Raw genomic sequence first — 16,615 nt, 5'->3', positions numbered from 1 at the left:
ACTGAATTATGCTAAAATAAAAGAATGTAAGCAAAAAAGAGGAGTGAACTTATGGGAGAGTTAATCAACGGTCGTGAACTAGCAGATAGAATGCAAGCGCAAATCAAAGAAGAAGTGCAAGAACTTGAAAAAGAAGGCATTCGTCCAGGTTTAGTCGTTTTATTAGTAGGTGAAAATCAAGCAAGTCAAACATATGTGAAAAATAAAGATTTAGCCGCAGTTAAAATCGGGATTCGCTCGAAAATCGAACGCTTACCTGAAACGATCTCAGAAGTAGAACTACTAGCTATAATCGAACAATATAATCATGATTCAGATTATCATGGAATACTGGTTCAATTACCATTGCCAAAGCATATTGATGAGGAAAAAGTGTTGTTAGCTGTTGACCCCCATAAAGATGTTGATGGGTTCCATCCCATGAATATGGGACATTTATTTATAGGTGAACCTACAATGATTCCATGCACGCCATATGGCATCATGAAAATGTTTGAAGCGTATAACATTGATTTAGAGGGCAAACGAGCAGTTGTAATTGGGCGTAGTAATATTGTGGGAAAACCAATGGCACTATTAATGATGATGAAAAATGCGACTGTTACGATCGCTCATTCAAAAACGGTTGATTTACCTGCAGTCGCTAGAGAAGCGGATATTTTAGTCGTAGCAATTGGTCGCGGTCATTTTGTGACAAAAGAGTTTGTCAAACCAGGTGCAGTTGTAATTGACGTTGGGATGAATCGAGATGCTAATGGCAAATTGATTGGTGATGTAAAATTCGATGAGGTTGCACCGATTGCAAGTTTCATTACACCAGTACCAAAAGGTGTTGGGCCCATGACTATCACAATGTTGATGTATCAAACGGTAGAAGCCGCTAAAAAACAAAAGTAAGGTGAGAAGATGGAGCAGCAATATTTAACAGTGACAGCTTTAACCAAATATCTAAAACGTAAATTTGATGCTGATCCATACTTGGAACGGGTTTATTTAACGGGTGAGATTTCTAACTTTCGAATGCGGCCAAATGCTCATCAATATTTTAGTATCAAAGATGACGGTGCAAAAATCTCTGCGATCATGTTTAAATCAGCGTTTCAAAAATTGAAATTCCAACCCAAAGAAGGTATGAAAGTATTGCTAGTTGGTCGGATCTCGTTATATGAAAGCGGCGGTTCATATCAAATTTATGTAGAACACATGGAGCCAGACGGAGTTGGTGCGCTGTACCAAGCGTTAGCTGAATTACGTGAGAAGTTAGGGAAAGAAGGCTTATTTGAGGGACCTAAAAAAATACTGCCGCGCTATCCTAAACGGATTGCAGTTATTACTAGCCCTAGTGGTGCCGTTATCCGAGACATTATTACCACAGTCAAACGAAGATACCCGATCGCTCAACTTGTTTTGTTTCCAACCTTAGTTCAAGGTGATAAAGCAGCAGATGATATTGTCCGCAATATTCAGCGTGTAGAAGAGCTCGGGAATTTTGATACGATGATCATTGGACGAGGTGGTGGTTCGATTGAAGACCTGTGGCCATTTAATGAGGAACGAGTTGCCAGAGCGATTTATCAGGCACAAACACCGATCATTTCTTCAGTCGGTCATGAAACTGACGTGACGATTGCTGATATGGTCGCAGATGTAAGAGCTGCAACGCCAACTGCAGCAGCAGAGTTGGCAGTACCTGTTTTAAACGAAGAACTACTGAAAATTAAAGAACGGCAAACACGTTTAGAACAAAGTTTCCTTTACCAACTACAACAAAAAAATGAGCGTTACCAACGTTTGAAAAATTCATATGTATTCAAACAGCCTGATCGTCTATATGAAGGGCAAACAATTAAACTGGATCGGATTACGCAGCGCTTGACGCAATCAATGGAAACCGTTTATCATCAAAAACAACGGATAGCTCAAGAAATCATTGCGCAGTTCAAACAGCAAACACCTCAGGGGCAAATCAGAGAAGGACAGCAGCAACTAACGTTTTTGAGTAAAACACTTCATGATCGTATGGAACAATACATGAAAGATAAAGAAAAACAATTTACTTCTGCTGTACAACAACTGGATTTGCTAAGTCCGTTAAAAATCATGGGTCGAGGCTATAGTTATACAACGAAAGAACAACAAGTAGTGAAGTCCGTCAATGAACTGAAGACAAAAGAAAAAATTCAAATCCATTATGTAGATGGTATTGTAGATACGGTGATTGAAAAAATAATACCTGCTGAAGAGGAGTAAAAAGATGGCTAAAGAAAAAGCAGTCGAAAAAACATTTGAAGAATCATTAACTGAGTTAGAAGAAATCGTTCAACGTCTAGAGCGTGGCGATGTACCTTTAGAGGAGGCGTTAGCCGCTTTTCAAGAAGGGATGGTTTTAAGTAAACAGTGTCAAGATACTTTGGAAAAAGCTGAAAAGACATTAACGAAAGTGATGACTGAAAATAATGAGGAAGTTGCCTTTGAAGAAAGTGAGGAAAATTGATGGAGGCTTTCACTGATTTTCGTAAGCAGAGTTTACCGCTTATTGAAAAAGAAATGGAAAACTTTATCGATGATTACACTGCAAATGAACGCTTAAAAGAGGCTATGTTGTATTCAATTAGAGCCGGTGGCAAACGATTTCGCCCGTTGCTTGTTTTAGCAGTTCTCCGTTCATTTAACAAAGAAGCACAAACCCACGATTATCAAGTTGGTGCAGCGCTGGAAATGGTTCATACTTATTCGTTGATCCATGATGATTTGCCGGCAATGGATGATGATGATCTGAGGCGAGGCAAGCCAACGAATCATAAAGTATTTGGCGAAGCCCATGCAATTTTAGCAGGTGATGGTTTGCTTACTGCAGCATTTCAATTATTAGCTCTTAGCCAAATAGAAGCGAATCAGAAAGTCCTGTTGATCCAACTATTAAGCAAAGCTTCAGGCACACAAGGAATGGTTGCTGGACAAGCGGGTGATTTGCAAGGCGAGGATCGTTTATTAACATTAAGCGAGTTGGCAGCAGTTCACGAAAAGAAAACAGGTGCTTTGATTGAGTTTGCTCTTTTAGCAGGTGGAATCCTAGCAAATCAACCGGAAGAAGTTGTCGATTTGTTAGGTGTTTTTGCCCAGCATTTAGGGTTAGCATTTCAGATCAAAGATGATCTGTTAGATGCTACGAGTTCAGAAGAAGCGTTAGGTAAACAGGTTGGACGGGATGAAGCTTTAAACAAAAGCACTTATCCTAGTCTACTTGGATTAGCAGGTGCAAAAGAAGCCTTGAAAGAGCAATTGTCAATGGGAAGCGATATTTTAGAGTTAATCAGGCAAACAAGCTCAGAATTTCATTCAGAATTATTACAAGAACTAGTAGAACAATTGCGTTTATGATAGAAAGAAGGCACTTATGAAGAAAGAGCGCGTAGATATCTTAGCGTTTACTCAAGGATTATTTGAAACAAGAGAAAAAGCCAAACGGGCAGTGATGGCCGGATTGGTTTATAACGATAAAAATGAGCGATTAGACAAACCAGGTGAAAAAATCTTGATCGAAACACCGCTTCAAGTAAAAGGGCAGACATTGCAGTATGTTTCTCGTGGTGGTTTGAAATTGGAGAAAGCCTTAGAGGTGTTTGAATTAGATGTATCGGGCAAAACGATGTTAGATATCGGTTCTTCAACAGGTGGCTTTACTGATGTAGCATTACAAAATGGTGCTCGTTTGAGCTATGCACTAGATGTCGGCTATAATCAGTTGGCTTGGAAAATTCGTCAGGATGAACGAGTGGTGGTTATGGAACGGACAAATTTCCGCTATAGTACACCAGAAGATTTCAATGAAGGTGTGCCGGATATCGCAACCATTGATGTATCATTTATTTCGCTTAAATTGATTTTACCTCCATTGCACAAAATCTTGAAACCAGGCGGTAAGGTAGTTGCACTGATCAAACCTCAGTTTGAGGCAGGTAAAGAGTTAGTTGGGAAAAAAGGGATCGTTCGTGAACCAGAAACCCATACATTTGTTTTAAATGAAATTCTTTCGTTTGCTCAAAAGCACGGGTATACTATCAGTGGATTGGATTTCTCGCCGATTACTGGTGGAGAAGGAAATATCGAGTTTTTAGCTTATTTGACTTCGGTAGAAGGTGAAGGGGTCGTTGAAGATACTGTAAATATCGAAGAAGTTGTTGCGACCGCACATCAGCAATTGAAAAAATAAAAAGACTCTGGCAACGAATCTCTATCGTGTGCCAGAGTTTTCTTATCTAAAATTTAGAAGTAGCTGTTATATCAGTATCTTTTACATATTTTTTATACTCATGTGTTTGCTCAGATTTATCGTGAAGAGGGTACCAAACTTGAGCAAAGAAAGGACTCTGCTTTGCTAGTTCGTGATAATTCCAGCTACTTCTTTCACATTCATCGCACCAATGCCCACCTTCTAAAACCAAACTTGGACTGGCTGAAAAATGGTGGCCTAAATGGCATGTAAAGTCTAATTTAGTCGTCCAATCACCAGCTGTCATTGATTCTGACAAACATTCTCCGCCTCTAAACTTTGCAGCCTGCTGTAAATCAGCTAAAGATAATTCTGTTTTAGGTTTTGATTCATCATAACCATGATCCAACCAAATAGCTTCTCCTTCTGGTCGATATAGAACAAAACGATCCCAACCAGGAATTTTAGCCCACTGCTCTTTTGAGATAAAGAATGGATCCACTTGTTCTTCTTGATTATGGATCAGCCAATGCAAGGTTCCTGTATCTGTTAATGCAACTTGTTCATTTGTTTGTTTTAACATGGCAGCAAGTTGATTGCTATTCATAACGGGCGTGTTTTCAGGTGTTTGCTGAGCAGCTTGCTCTCGCATAACTTTTCCATAGTAACGAACAAAGTCTTTTGTTGTTTGAGAACGGAAATGTAGGAAGTCATTTAATTTATCGGAATCTAAATACCATTGACCGTGAAAATTATGGGTAGCATACCAATTAGGCTCGCAAACTTCTTTAAACTGTTTAACGCCGATTTCCTTCATCATGGCTGACATCAACTCATAGCTTGTATTTCGACAATCCTCACCACCACCGATATTGTAAACATGTCCCCAAAAGTCAGTATCGACCCAATCTTCACAGGCGTTAGCGCAAAGGACACCTGAATCGTGATCGGTGACCCACTCCAAGACATTGTTTAAAGGCTGATGGAAAGCGATTCCTTCATTTAAACTGAATTCTTTGATCGACATGATCCCAGTCTGACGCAAAGATACCCAATACTTGATTCCGGATTCGATAACAGCACGTTCAGCAGCGATTTTTGAAACAGCGTAATAATCATGAACGCTAGGTTTTAAGGGATCGCCAACACGTCCCCAATGAATAGGGGCCATTCTATCGCCAGTTTCCGCTACTGTTCCGATATTCACTAATTTAATGTCATCTTTGTTTGGTTGAGCTAAAATTGCTTGAATTAAATTGAGTGTTCCGCCATAATTGATTTTCATTGCTTCAGCCGGATAGCGATCAGCTGAAGGCGAGACGAAAGCGGCACAATGGATAACAAAATCGCAGCCAGCGACACATTTTAGGACGTCATCATAGTTTACTAAGTCGCCCCAATGAACTTCCAAATCAGGATTATCAATATACTGTTGCATAAATGTACGGTTTTTTTCTGAATCTCTTGCAAGGGTGACGACTTGAAAACGTTCTGATCGATTTAAAAGTTATTTCATAGTTTCGCCACCCATTGTTCCTGTTGTACCCGTAACAAACACTCTTTTTTTCTTCATAAAACTCGCTTCCTCTCTTTAATCTATTTTTAATGTTAGCGGTTTCTGTTTGCGTTTGTCAATAGCTGAACTATTTTTACTGGGGGAGTTTAAGCGTTTCTTTAAGTGTTGGAAGTGCCTTAGATGTAGATAAGTCCTAGGTAATTTGCTTTCAGTCGATTTTTTATTTAGCATTAAGGTGAAGAGTGCATGTGAGGATGTTGTTTTCTTAGCTTTTAGACTTTCAAAATGAATAAAAATACGCTATGATAAAATGGAAATCAATCGAAAAAGGGGCATATTATTATGAGGAAAAAAGATCGGCATCGTCTGATTACTCGTTTATTAGCTGATAAAAATATCCAAAAACAAGAAGATTTTGTTACATATCTGGAAGAAAAAGGCATAGAAGTGACTCAGGCAACGATTTCTCGTGATATTAAGGAAATGAAATTGATTAAAGTGCCTTCGATAGATGGTGGTTATCGTTATAGTATTCCAGCTGAAACTAAAGAAGATACATCGATAAAGTTGGAAAAATTGATGAAAGATGCATTTGTTTCAGTTGATCAAATGGAAAAGCAGGTTATTTTGCGTACTATACCAGGGAATGCTGCAGCATCTTCTAACCTAATCGAAAAGCATTACAAAGAAATCGTTTTTGCGGCAATCAACGATGATGACAGTGTGTTGATTATTGCTAGAACTGAAAAAGATGCTGAGTTTTTAAAAAATGAATTTTTCCGATATTTATAAAACGGAGGTGAATAAAAATGCTGCAAGAACTTTCTGTAAAGAATTTTGCAATCATATCTTCGCTGCAATTAGAATTTCAGATGGGTATGACGGTTTTAACAGGGGAAACCGGAGCAGGTAAATCAATCATAATTGATGCAATGGGATTGCTGACAGGTGGTCGAGGATCAAGTGATTATATCCGTCAAGGTGCTTCTAAGTGCACGTTGGAAGGGTTGTTTACGATGCCTAAAAACCAAGAATTGATTGCTCTTTTAGATGAATTAGGGATCGAAACAGATGAAGAGTCGATCGTGATTCAACGTGATATATCAACTTCAGGAAAAAATGTTTGCCGAGTTAATGGTCGGATCATTAATATTGCGAATTTACGTAAAGTCGGTGAATTTTTAGTTGACATCCATGGTCAAAACGAACACCAAGAACTAATGAAAAGTGAGAAACACCTAGGCATGTTAGATGATTTTGGTGGGAAAGAGTTACTAAAAATAAAAGAGCAGTATGAAGAAAGCTATTCGGAATACCGCATGATCGAAAAGAAAGTCAGGAATCGTCAAAAAAATGAAAAAGAATTTGCTCAGCGTATGGATATGTTGCAATTCCAAAGTGATGAAATTGCGGCGGCTGAACTCGTTTTGGGTGAAGAAGAACAATTGATTGAAGAACGCAACAAGCTGGGAAATTTTCAGAAAATCGCTGATGCCTTAGCGACAAGCTATAGTGCAATCAATGGAGATAGTGACAGTAGTTTAGATAAAATCGGATATGCTATGAATGAGCTGTTATCAATCGAGACGCTAGATCCAGAATACAAGGCAATATCAGAAGCTGTTCAAAATAGTTATTACCTTTTACAAGAAGCCAGCGGCGATTTGTCAAGACATATTGATAGTTTAGAGTTAGATGAAAATCGACTAAATGATGTGGAAACAAGGTTGGAATTGATTCGACAAATGAAAAGAAAATACGGAGAATCTATTGAATCTATTTTAGACTATTATCAAGAAATCACTCGTGAACTAGCCGATGCTGATTTCTTGGAAGGACGGACTGGTGAACTGGAAACGTTGCTGATCGAAAAGCGGAATCAAGTGGTCGAAAACGGTTTGAAGCTACGAGATATCCGAAAAAAAATTGCGAAAAAACTGGAAAAAAATATTTTACGGGAATTAAAAGAGTTGTATATGGAACGAACAGTGTTTGATATTCGTTTTACTGAATTAGCACAAGAACAATTTACTGAAGAAGGTTTAGATCAAGTTGAATTTTATATCACAACAAACCCAGGTGAACCGCTGAAACCTCTAGTTAGAGTGGCATCTGGCGGGGAACTTTCTCGAGTGATGTTGGCGTTGAAAACAATCTTCTCTAAATCACAAGGCATCACTAGTATCGTTTTTGATGAGGTTGATACAGGAGTGAGCGGCCGCGTTGCACAAGCGATTGCAGATAAAATTTATCAAATCTCCAAAAACTCTCAAGTACTATGTATTACGCATCTTCCTCAAGTCGCAGCGGTAGCAGATTATCAATATTTTATTGAAAAAGAAATCATTGGCGAGCGAACAGAGACGAAAGTTAGCAGGCTAAAACAAAATGAACGCGTAGCAGAAATTGCGCGTATGCTTTCTGGAAGTGAGATTACGAAATTAACAACAGAGCATGCAAAAGAACTATTGAACATGGCGGAGAATGAACGCAGACATTAACAAAGTGAACAAATTGACTCTTGATGAGGCTTGCTGTTAAATAGCGGTCAATCGAGAGTTTTGTTACGTGAAAATGAATAAAAAAATAGAGAAGAAAAACGATGTTTAACATCAATCTTTCTTCTCTGCTGTTTATTTAGTTGATTATCGTAAACTCATGATAGCTGTCAAAATTGTTGAGCCAGCAATGGCAATTAGCATCAACCAAACAACGATTTTAGTGACTTTAGAAAAAGTACTTGTCTTTTTATCGTTCATTGATTATACACATCCTTATTTTTTACTTTCTCTAGTTTACATCGTTTTACTAAAATCAGCAACTAGAAATTTTACAAAAGGTTTCGTTTTTTTAGCCGTCGAATCACAAAGATACAGGTTCCTGTTGTTATAATGAAAATCCAGAAAAAGGCATCTTCTCGATTGGCAAAGGGGAGTTTAACATTCATACCAAAGATTCCACCAATGATCGTAGGGATCGTCAAGACGATCGTTAACGAAGTCAAAATTTTCATGACATTATTCAAATTATTTGAAACGATTGCTGAAAAGGTGTCGCTAATTTTATCCACAAGTTTCAGTTGGATTTTAGTTGTGGTCGCTGCTTGTTTTGTTTCAACCAGAATATCATGAAGTCGTGGTAGATGTGCTCTAGGATCTTTAAAAATACTAGCACTGTAAAGCATATTCAAGACTTCTAAATTAGAATTGATGGCAGATTCAAAATAAACTAAACTTTTTTGGATATCCATGATTTGGTAAAGTTGGCTATTTTCGGTGGAAACTTTTAATTCTCCTTCTAGCTTATTGGTTTCTTTAATCAATTCTTTTAAAAAACGATTGTAACAAGTTGAAATATGCCAAGTTAAATATAATATTAAGGTTTCTTGAATTGGCAGTTCGATATCCGGGACTGGGGTGGAAAGAGCTTTTTTTAAGAAATCCGCTGAATTATTGATTACTGTGATCACTTTTCCGTCTGTGGTTAAAATAATGCCAAACGGAAATGTATTTAATTGCGTGTATCCGCTTGGGCTGATTGTAGCGTGAGGATATTGAACAAGCATCAAGGCTGGTTCTTCCAAGACGTTTTGATGAAGCCCCTCAAAACGAGAATTTTCGTCATCATCCAAGACACCTGTGATATAATCTTTAGGGAGTTTGTAAGTTGTGACTAAGTGTGCAATCTCTTCTTCCGTCGGTTGTTCAACAGCCAACCAGATTGTGTCGTCTGTATCGGTTTTAGATGGGGTAAATAATCCGTTTTCTATTTTTAAATAGTTGATCAAAAGGTCACCTCATTTTTTTAAGAATCTATTTCACTCTATTATAATGGAGTTGGCTTATTTTTGGGGAATAAAGCCCTTGGAAAATAGTATTATTTAGGCACGAAGTTTTAAACGAAATGAAACATCTGTGTAAAGAAAATAAAGTATAGTTAATAAAGTGTGTTACGAAAGGAATTGTTAAGAAATGGTGTCGTTTTCAGTCATTATGCTCTTTTGGTATGTTTTTCCAGTTATTGTCTTATTTGCGTGCAATTTTATTATTTCAACATTCTCGCTTACAGAACGTTTTAAAGTAAAAGCGCCGGATATTTCAATTCCATTTTTGTTTATAGGATTAAATGAATTGTCAAAAGATAGTTATGGACAATCGATCGTGCCTTATATGGTTATCTCAGTTTTACTATTAGGTATTTGTGTTGCTGTTTTTCAAGCATACTATTATGGTGAGATCCTCTATGGTAGATATTTTAAAATGTTTTGGCGCTTAGTATTTCTACTGAGTTTAATTTTATATGGCGTACTTGTTTTGTTAAATATCATCCATTACTTTTCATAAAAACAAAATAGGTGGGCGGATACTCCCCACTACTCCCCACCTATTTTGTTTGTAATATTTTTATGAGAAATCAAACATAAAAACACGTAGGGAAATTCCTTTAAAAAGCGATTACATAGCTGTTGATACCGCTTTTTTTTAAAATGTGGGAACATATTGAAATATTACAAACTTTTTAAATAACCATTAAATGAGGGAAGATTCACTGTTTTTGGTGGTAGAAAGTGGCGGGATGTGGTAGACTATTTCTATCAAGTGGAAAAGTGGGGAATATTGGCTATGTTTATGGGTGAATTTCAACATAATATAGATGCCAAAGGCCGACTCATCGTACCAGCTAAATTTCGTGACCAATTAGGTGAGAAGTTTGTGGTAACAAGAGGGATGGATGGCTGTTTATTTGGTTATCCGATGTCCGAATGGGAACAATTAGAGGAAAAGTTAAAAGAAATGCCTCTGGCCAAAAAGGATGCCCGTACGTTTGTCCGCTTTTTTTATTCGGCTGCTACTGAATGTGAAATAGATAAACAAGGTAGGATCAACATTCCTGCTGCGCTTAGAACACATGGCAGTTTGGAGAAGGCTTGTGTGATCATCGGTGTTTCAAATCGAATCGAGATTTGGGATGAAGCCCGTTGGCAAGAATTTTCTACAGAAGCTGAAGAGAATTTTGATGAAATTGCAGAAACAATGATTGATTTTGGTTTTTAGAAAGAGGAGCATTATGACGGAAGAGTTTCAGCACTATACTGTTTTACTAAAAGAGACAGTTGACGGCTTACATGTGAAAGAAGACGGCATTTATGTCGATTGCACATTGGGCGGTGCAGGTCATAGCGAGTACCTACTCTCTCAATTAAGCGAACAAGGACATTTGTACGCGTTCGATCAAGACCAAAAAGCATTGGATTTTGCAGCACAACGATTAAAAAAATATGTTGATCAAGGCATGGTGACCTTTATCAAGTCGAATTTTCGACATTTAAAAGAAGAATTAGCGAATCATGGGATTGATCAAGTCGATGGGATTTTGTACGACTTAGGTGTCTCTTCACCTCAGTTAGATGAGGCTGAGCGCGGATTCAGTTATCACCAAGATGCACCGCTAGACATGCGGATGGATCAAGATGCAGCATTATCCGCTTATGATGTGGTCAATGATTACAGCTATCATGAATTAGTGAAGATTTTCTTTCGTTACGGAGAAGAAAAATTCTCTAAACAAGTTGCCAGAGAAATCGAGCGAGTACGTGAAAAGGCTCCTATTGAAACAACTGGTGAGTTAGTAGAAATCATCAAAGCAGCAATTCCAGCGCCAGCAAGGCGAAAAGGTGGACATCCAGCAAAACGGATTTTCCAAGCCATTCGAATTGCGGTAAATGATGAACTTGGCGTTGTAGAAGAATCGTTAGAACAAGCTATTGCTTTATTAAATAAAAATGGTCGGATCAGTGTGATCACGTTTCATTCTTTAGAAGATCGAATTGTCAAAAGCATGTTTAAAGAATATAGTACTATGCAGGATCTACCACCTGGACTACCCGTAGTTCCGGAAGAGTTTCAACCAGAGTTGAAAGTAATTACAAGAAAGCCAATTTTACCAGGTGAGACTGAGTTGGCTGAGAATAATCGTTCACGAAGTGCTAAATTAAGAATTGCCGAAAAAGTTAAATTAAACTTATAAAGAAAGGGGTAACGACATGGCTGAGTTAAAAAAAGTGGAAGATTTCCAATATGACATTCCAGTAATAGAGGAGCCAGTCACAGAAGCTGAACAGAAACCTAAAGTTCAGAGAAATCTAGACCTACCCCAATCTCCGAAAAGGAAGTTGAGAAATATCTCACTTTTGGAAAAGACAATCGGCTTTTTATTATTAGTAGCGATTATTGGAATAGCTGTTCTCACCATTCAAGTCCGTACTTCTATTACACAAATGACAAACGAAATTACTGAAACGCAAGCGACGATCCAAGAGAAAGAAGAATCTGCCTTAAAATTAGAGCAACAAAAAAATGAACTATCAAAAGCAGATCGCATCAGGGACGTTGCAAAAAGCAAAGGGCTTTCAGATAACCTTGATAGTATAAGGAATGTGAAATAAATGAGCATAAAAAATAAAATAAAGAATTTTGTCAAAAAGAAGAACTTAAATCCAATGAACAATCGTAAAAAAGTAGGCATTATTTTATTTGCTACGAGTATTGGATTGTTCTTTTTATTTGCCTTTAGATTAACGTACATAGTAGCTGTTGGGAAAGTTGCAGGAGTTTCATTGCCAGAAAAGACAGCGAATCTTTATCAAGGCAGTAGTGTGGTCAAAGCAAAAAGAGGGTCCATTTTAGATCGAAATGGACAAGTTATCGCAGAAGATGCTACATCTTATTCTGTTTATGCGATTTTGTCTGAAACATACTTAGGTGAAGAAAACAAAAAACTGTATGCACAGAAAAAAGATTTCCAAACACTAGCAGAAATTTTAGATAGAAATACTGAGCTTACGAAGGATGAAGCTTTAGGATTCCTCAATAAAGGTGTTAATGAGGATGGGACAGTCAAATTCCAAGTGGAGTTTGGTAATAAAGGAAAAAATATCACTTTAGAGACGAGACAAAAAATCGAAGAAGAGCTCAAGCAAAATAAAGTAGTAGGCCTTTATTTTGAAGGTCATCCAGCAAGAATTTATCCGAATGGTGTTTTTGCTTCTCACTTTATCGGGTATACTGACTCAGCTGATGCAGAGGACGATTCAAAAGGCCTCATAGGGAAAATGGGTTTAGAAGAATCGTATAATGATATTTTGAGTGGTCAAGACGGTAAGATCGAGTATGAAAAAGATGTCTACGGCAATCCGTTACCAGGAACTGTGGCGAATGAAAAAAAAGCGGTTGATGGAAAAGATATATACACAACCCTAGATTCTCGGATTCAAAGTCAGTTAGAAATACTGTTAGATCCAGTTGTAGAAGAGTTTAAACCAGAAGATATGACGGCAATGTTGATGAAAGCCAAAACAGGTGAAATACTAGCGATGTCTCAAAGACCTTCCTTCAATCCCGAAACAAAAGAAGGGCTAAATGACAAGACTGTCTGGCGGAATATATTGGTCGAAGATAAATTTGAACCAGGCTCTACAATGAAGCTTTTTACAGCGGCAGCAGCAATCCAGGAAGGCAAATTTAGTCCAAATACAACATTCGCGTATCCAGCGGGTGGTTATAAATTAGATGATCGAACAGTAAATGATCATGATTTTGGAGCAGTTGGACCTTTAACTTTCCGTCAAGCGATTTCTTGGTCTAGTAATGTCGGGATGCTGACATTAGAACAGGCAATGGATCCGACAGGTCAAATTTGGAAAAGCTATTTAGAAAAATTTGGTTTTGGAAAATCAACAAATTCAGGTTTAGCAGGTGAATCTGCTGGGGAACTTCCTGGAGATAACTGGGTCGATATCGCAATGTCATCATTTGGACAAGCGGTTTCTGTTACAAACTTTCAAATGATGCAAGCTTATACAGCAATAGCGAATGACGGTTCAATGGTGAAACCACAATATATTAGTAAAATCGTTGATAAAGATACTGGGGAAGAAAAAGTCACACAAACTGAAAAAGTGGGACAACCAGTAATCACTCCGCAAGCAGCTAACGATATACGGACTTACATGGTCGATACAGTAGAAGATCCCAATTATGGTATTGCGTATGACGTTTATAAAGTTCCAGGCTACCATGTAGCTGCAAAAACTGGGACGGCGCAAATTACAGGAGAAAATGGTTATATGGCTGGGTTAACAGATTATACTTACTCTGTTGTAGAAATGGTTCCTGCTGATAATCCAGAATATATTTTGTATCTAACCATGAAAAAACCACAAACTTATACGAGAGAAGCTCTTGCAAAAATTGCCAATCCGTTGATGAAATTGGTTATGGAGTCAATGGATAGTGAATCAACTAAAATAGCAGAACCAGAAAAATAAATAAGTTTAGTAGAATAACAGGTAGACCAATACGAGTCGAATAATTAGGAGAGATATCATGGAGTGGACACAAATTTTTATTCCCATAGTATGCAGTTTTGCTATCACAGTGGCGGTGATGCCGATGTTTATCGGTTATTTCCAAATGAAAAAGCAAGGACAAACAACGCGTGAAGATGGTCCAACTTGGCATAATGTGAAAACAGGCACGCCAACGATGGGCGGTTTAGTATTTCTAGTTGCAAGTTTTATCACGGCATTATTAGTAGGGCTATGGAAACAAGAACTCACTCCGTCTTTACTGATTATTTTATTCATTTTAGTACTGTATGGGTTATTAGGCTTTTTAGATGATTTTATCAAAGTCTTTAAAAAAAGAAATATGGGTCTAAATTCTCGTCAAAAATTGTTCGGTCAAATCATTGGCGGTTTAGTGTTTTATTTTGTTTATCGTTCTGAAGGCTTGTCAGATACACTAGATTTATTCGGTGTTGTGACGTTGCCATTAGGGATTTTTTATGGGGTATTTGTCATTTTTTGGTTAGTTGGTTTTTCAAATGCAGTAAACTTAACGGATGGAATCGACGGATTAGTTGCAGGATTAGGGACAATTTCATTTGCTACTTATGCAATTATTGCATGGAAACAACAACAATTTGATGTTGTGATCATCTGTTTGAGTGTAATCGGTGGTTTATTAGGATTCTTTCCTTATAATAAAAAACCGGCTAAAATCTTTATGGGTGATGTCGGTTCACTTGCTTTAGGTGGATTATTAGCAGCTATTTCTATTATTTTACGACAAGAATGGACCTTACTATTGATTGGTCTCGTTTATGTGTGTGAAACAGCTAGTGTTATTTTACAGGTTACATCATTTAAATTATTCGGCAAACGAATTTTCAAAATGTCGCCGATCCATCACCATTTTGAAATGTGTGGCTGGTCTGAATGGAAAATCGATATTGTTTTCTGGTTGACAGGTGCCGTTTGTTCAGCTATTACATTGTGGATTATTTTTTAGAGATATGATTAAAGGGTTAAAGTGGTACTAGCATCCAGAAGCAACTCTTAGAAAGTAGATAAATTTGAAAAGGAACCAAAAACGTTCCATATCAAATTTCCTAACTTTCTACAGAGTTAACCGCTTCTTTCAGCTTTTCTAAAGATAAGGAGAATTTAGAATGAAAAAGATAACAGATTATGAAAATAAAAAAGTCCTTGTTTTAGGGCTAGCTAAAAGCGGTGTTAGTGCTGCGAAGTTGTTGCATGAGCTAGGTGCATTTGTGACAGTTAATGACTTTAAACAATTTGATCAAAACCCAGAAGCCCAAGATTTATTAACCTTGGGTATTCGTGTTGTTACAGGTGGGCACCCAATTGAGCTTTTAGATGAAGATTTTTCTTTGATTGTAAAAAATCCAGGGATTCCTTACACGAATCCTTTAGTAGAGAAAGCTATAAGCTTGAACTTGCCCGTGCTCACTGAAGTGGAGTTGGCGTATCAAATTGCTGAATGTCCTATCATTGGTATTACTGGAACAAACGGTAAGACCACGACAACGACAATGATCGGGTTGCTTTTAAATGCTGATCGCTTAGCAGGAACTGCTCGTTTAGCAGGGAATATTGGTTATCCAGCTAGTGAAGTTGCTGAAGAGGCAAGTATTGCTGATGATATTATTATGGAATTATCGAGTTTTCAATTGATGGGCATTAAAACATTCCGTCCACAAATTGCTGTGATCACGAATATTTACGAAGCACATTTAGATTATCATGGTTCAAGGGAAGAATATGTAAAAGCTAAATGGGCTATTCAAGAAAATATGCAGGAAAATGATTATATCGTTTTAAACTGGAATCAAGAAGAACTACAAGAATTAAGCAAAACAACGAAAGCTGCAATTATTCCTTTTTCAACAAAAGAAAAAGTTACTGGCGCCTACCTTGCTGATGGACAATTGTATTACAAAGATGAAGCAATCATGAAAGCAGATGAATTGGGTGTACCAGGAAGTCACAATATTGAAAATGCCTTGGCAGCAATCGCTGTGGCAAAATTAAAAGGTGTTTCAAACGAAGTGATTAGGCAAACATTGATGATTTTTACTGGAGTTCCGCATCGTACACAGTATGTTGGCGAATTAGCAGGACGTAAATTTTACAATGATTCAAAAGCAACAAATATACTTGCAACGGAAATGGCTTTAAGTGGATTTGATCACTCTTCACTGATTCTATTAGCTGGCGGTTTAGATCGAGGAAATAGTTTTGACGAGTTAGTTCCTTCATTAAAAGGGCTCAAAGCCATCGTGCTTTTCGGAGAAACAAAAGATAAATTACACAAAGCAGCAATCGCAGCAGGAATCCAAACAATACAATTAACAGAAAATGTCCAAACAGCAGTGAGTGAAGCCTATGATTTTTCCGAAAAAGATGATACTATTCTATTATCGCCTGCGTGTGCCAGTTGGGATCAATATCCTAATTTTGAGTTGCGCGGAGAAGCGTTTATTCAAGCAATACACCAGCTAAAAGACATAGAAAAGTGAGATAA

Annotated in this window: 16 protein-coding genes and 1 pseudogene; 14 read left to right on the top strand and 3 right to left on the bottom strand. The window is 37.6% G+C overall.

Going from position 1 to position 16,615, the window contains the following annotated elements:
- The first annotated feature begins 51 nt into the window (after nt 1–51).
- Genes A5819_RS02625 through A5819_RS02605 form a run of 5 tightly spaced genes read left to right on the top strand, consistent with a single transcriptional unit; the run spans nt 52 to nt 4,213 of the window.
- A complete protein-coding gene (locus A5819_RS02625; protein WP_086280082.1) occupies nt 52–897 on the top strand; it encodes a bifunctional methylenetetrahydrofolate dehydrogenase/methenyltetrahydrofolate cyclohydrolase in 846 nt (281 codons plus the stop codon).
- A 9-nt stretch (nt 898–906) separates the two neighbouring features.
- On the top strand, nt 907–2,250 hold the full coding sequence (xseA, locus tag A5819_RS02620; RefSeq protein ID WP_086280084.1) for an exodeoxyribonuclease VII large subunit: 1,344 nt from the start codon (nt 907–909) through the stop codon (nt 2,248–2,250).
- A 4-nt stretch (nt 2,251–2,254) separates the two neighbouring features.
- Nucleotides 2,255–2,494 (top strand): exodeoxyribonuclease VII small subunit, encoded by a 240-nt coding sequence (locus tag A5819_RS02615; RefSeq protein WP_086280090.1) that lies wholly within the window; start codon nt 2,255–2,257, stop codon nt 2,492–2,494.
- Nucleotides 2,494–3,381 (top strand): polyprenyl synthetase family protein, encoded by an 888-nt coding sequence (locus A5819_RS02610; protein WP_086280093.1) that lies wholly within the window; start codon nt 2,494–2,496, stop codon nt 3,379–3,381. The genes A5819_RS02615 and A5819_RS02610 overlap by 1 nt, the downstream gene beginning before the upstream one ends.
- 16 nt (nt 3,382–3,397) lie before the next feature.
- Entirely contained in the window at nt 3,398–4,213 is an 816-nt protein-coding gene (locus A5819_RS02605; RefSeq protein WP_086280096.1) for a TlyA family RNA methyltransferase, read from the top strand.
- A gap of 46 nt (nt 4,214–4,259) precedes the next feature.
- On the opposite strand, the pseudogene A5819_RS02600 reads toward A5819_RS02605, so the two are convergent.
- A pseudogene (locus A5819_RS02600) lies at nt 4,260–5,705 on the bottom strand (NAD-dependent epimerase/dehydratase family protein); the annotation flags it as partial.
- A 366-nt stretch (nt 5,706–6,071) separates the two neighbouring features.
- On the opposite strand from A5819_RS02600, the gene A5819_RS02595 reads away from it, so the two are divergent.
- Both A5819_RS02595 and recN read left to right on the top strand, forming a co-directional pair.
- Entirely contained in the window at nt 6,072–6,521 is a 450-nt protein-coding gene (locus A5819_RS02595) for an arginine repressor (RefSeq protein ID WP_086280099.1), read from the top strand.
- Between the two features lie 17 nt (nt 6,522–6,538).
- Nucleotides 6,539–8,230: a DNA repair protein RecN gene (gene recN / locus A5819_RS02590; RefSeq protein ID WP_086280102.1), complete on the top strand. Its 1,692-nt coding sequence runs from the start codon at nt 6,539–6,541 to the stop codon at nt 8,228–8,230.
- A gap of 144 nt (nt 8,231–8,374) precedes the next feature.
- Here recN and A5819_RS02585 read toward each other — a convergent pair whose 3' ends face one another.
- Together A5819_RS02585 and A5819_RS02580 are read right to left on the bottom strand one after the other, a co-directional pair.
- Nucleotides 8,375–8,488 carry a DUF4044 domain-containing protein gene (locus tag A5819_RS02585; protein ID WP_086280105.1) on the bottom strand — a complete coding sequence of 38 codons (114 nt, stop codon included), beginning with the start codon at nt 8,486–8,488 and terminating at the stop codon, nt 8,375–8,377.
- Between the two features lie 71 nt (nt 8,489–8,559).
- A complete protein-coding gene (locus tag A5819_RS02580) occupies nt 8,560–9,516 on the bottom strand; it encodes a magnesium transporter CorA family protein (protein ID WP_086280124.1) in 957 nt (318 codons plus the stop codon).
- Nucleotides 9,517–9,700: 184 nt separating this feature from the next.
- On the opposite strand from A5819_RS02580, the gene A5819_RS02575 reads away from it, so the two are divergent.
- The 7 genes from A5819_RS02575 to murD all read left to right on the top strand — a co-directional run bounded on the left by A5819_RS02575 (nt 9,701) and on the right by murD (nt 16,610).
- Nucleotides 9,701–10,072 carry a DUF3397 domain-containing protein gene (locus A5819_RS02575; RefSeq protein WP_086280127.1) on the top strand — a complete coding sequence of 124 codons (372 nt, stop codon included), beginning with the start codon at nt 9,701–9,703 and terminating at the stop codon, nt 10,070–10,072.
- A 279-nt stretch (nt 10,073–10,351) separates the two neighbouring features.
- On the top strand, nt 10,352–10,783 hold the full coding sequence (gene mraZ / locus A5819_RS02570; RefSeq protein ID WP_010762855.1) for a division/cell wall cluster transcriptional repressor MraZ: 432 nt from the start codon (nt 10,352–10,354) through the stop codon (nt 10,781–10,783).
- A gap of 13 nt (nt 10,784–10,796) precedes the next feature.
- Entirely contained in the window at nt 10,797–11,756 is a 960-nt protein-coding gene (gene rsmH / locus A5819_RS02565) for a 16S rRNA (cytosine(1402)-N(4))-methyltransferase RsmH (RefSeq protein ID WP_176271341.1), read from the top strand.
- A gap of 16 nt (nt 11,757–11,772) precedes the next feature.
- Nucleotides 11,773–12,174 (top strand): cell division protein FtsL, encoded by a 402-nt coding sequence (gene ftsL / locus A5819_RS02560; RefSeq protein ID WP_086280130.1) that lies wholly within the window; start codon nt 11,773–11,775, stop codon nt 12,172–12,174.
- Nucleotides 12,175–14,055, top strand: coding sequence for a penicillin-binding protein 2 (locus A5819_RS02555; RefSeq protein ID WP_086280133.1), 1,881 nt, complete (start codon nt 12,175–12,177; stop codon nt 14,053–14,055).
- A 58-nt stretch (nt 14,056–14,113) separates the two neighbouring features.
- Nucleotides 14,114–15,079, top strand: coding sequence for a phospho-N-acetylmuramoyl-pentapeptide-transferase (gene mraY / locus A5819_RS02550; RefSeq protein WP_086280136.1), 966 nt, complete (start codon nt 14,114–14,116; stop codon nt 15,077–15,079).
- 160 nt (nt 15,080–15,239) lie between these two features.
- The gene (gene murD / locus A5819_RS02545) at nt 15,240–16,610 is read left to right on the top strand and encodes a UDP-N-acetylmuramoyl-L-alanine--D-glutamate ligase (protein ID WP_086280139.1); all 1,371 of its coding nucleotides are present in this window, start codon (nt 15,240–15,242) and stop codon (nt 16,608–16,610) included.
- Nucleotides 16,611–16,615 lie beyond the last annotated feature (5 nt).

The sequence above is a fragment of the Enterococcus sp. 7E2_DIV0204 genome, assembly GCF_002140855.1.
GTDB lineage: Bacteria > Bacillota > Bacilli > Lactobacillales > Enterococcaceae > Enterococcus_L > Enterococcus_L lemimoniae.
Note: the sequence above shows the minus strand (reverse complement) of the source record. Positions and strands in the feature narration are given on the sequence as shown.

Excerpts from the sequence above, each read along its gene's own strand:
- murD (WP_086280139.1), top strand. The coding sequence starts at position 15,240 with ATGAAAAAGATAACAGATTATGAAAATAAAAAAGTCCTTGTTTTAGGG.
- mraZ (WP_010762855.1), top strand. The coding sequence starts at position 10,352 with ATGTTTATGGGTGAATTTCAACATAATATAGATGCCAAAGGCCGACTC.
- A5819_RS02555 (WP_086280133.1), top strand. The coding sequence starts at position 12,175 with ATGAGCATAAAAAATAAAATAAAGAATTTTGTCAAAAAGAAGAACTTA.
- A5819_RS02585 (WP_086280105.1), bottom strand. The coding sequence starts at position 8,488 with ATGAACGATAAAAAGACAAGTACTTTTTCTAAAGTCACTAAAATCGTT.
- ftsL (WP_086280130.1), top strand. The coding sequence starts at position 11,773 with ATGGCTGAGTTAAAAAAAGTGGAAGATTTCCAATATGACATTCCAGTA.
- mraY (WP_086280136.1), top strand. The coding sequence starts at position 14,114 with ATGGAGTGGACACAAATTTTTATTCCCATAGTATGCAGTTTTGCTATC.
- A5819_RS02605 (WP_086280096.1), top strand. The coding sequence starts at position 3,398 with ATGAAGAAAGAGCGCGTAGATATCTTAGCGTTTACTCAAGGATTATTT.
- recN (WP_086280102.1), top strand. The coding sequence starts at position 6,539 with ATGCTGCAAGAACTTTCTGTAAAGAATTTTGCAATCATATCTTCGCTG.
- A5819_RS02615 (WP_086280090.1), top strand. The coding sequence starts at position 2,255 with ATGGCTAAAGAAAAAGCAGTCGAAAAAACATTTGAAGAATCATTAACT.
- A5819_RS02610 (WP_086280093.1), top strand. The coding sequence starts at position 2,494 with ATGGAGGCTTTCACTGATTTTCGTAAGCAGAGTTTACCGCTTATTGAA.
- A5819_RS02595 (WP_086280099.1), top strand. The coding sequence starts at position 6,072 with ATGAGGAAAAAAGATCGGCATCGTCTGATTACTCGTTTATTAGCTGAT.
- xseA (WP_086280084.1), top strand. The coding sequence starts at position 907 with ATGGAGCAGCAATATTTAACAGTGACAGCTTTAACCAAATATCTAAAA.
- A5819_RS02625 (WP_086280082.1), top strand. The coding sequence starts at position 52 with ATGGGAGAGTTAATCAACGGTCGTGAACTAGCAGATAGAATGCAAGCG.
- A5819_RS02575 (WP_086280127.1), top strand. The coding sequence starts at position 9,701 with ATGGTGTCGTTTTCAGTCATTATGCTCTTTTGGTATGTTTTTCCAGTT.
- rsmH (WP_176271341.1), top strand. The coding sequence starts at position 10,797 with ATGACGGAAGAGTTTCAGCACTATACTGTTTTACTAAAAGAGACAGTT.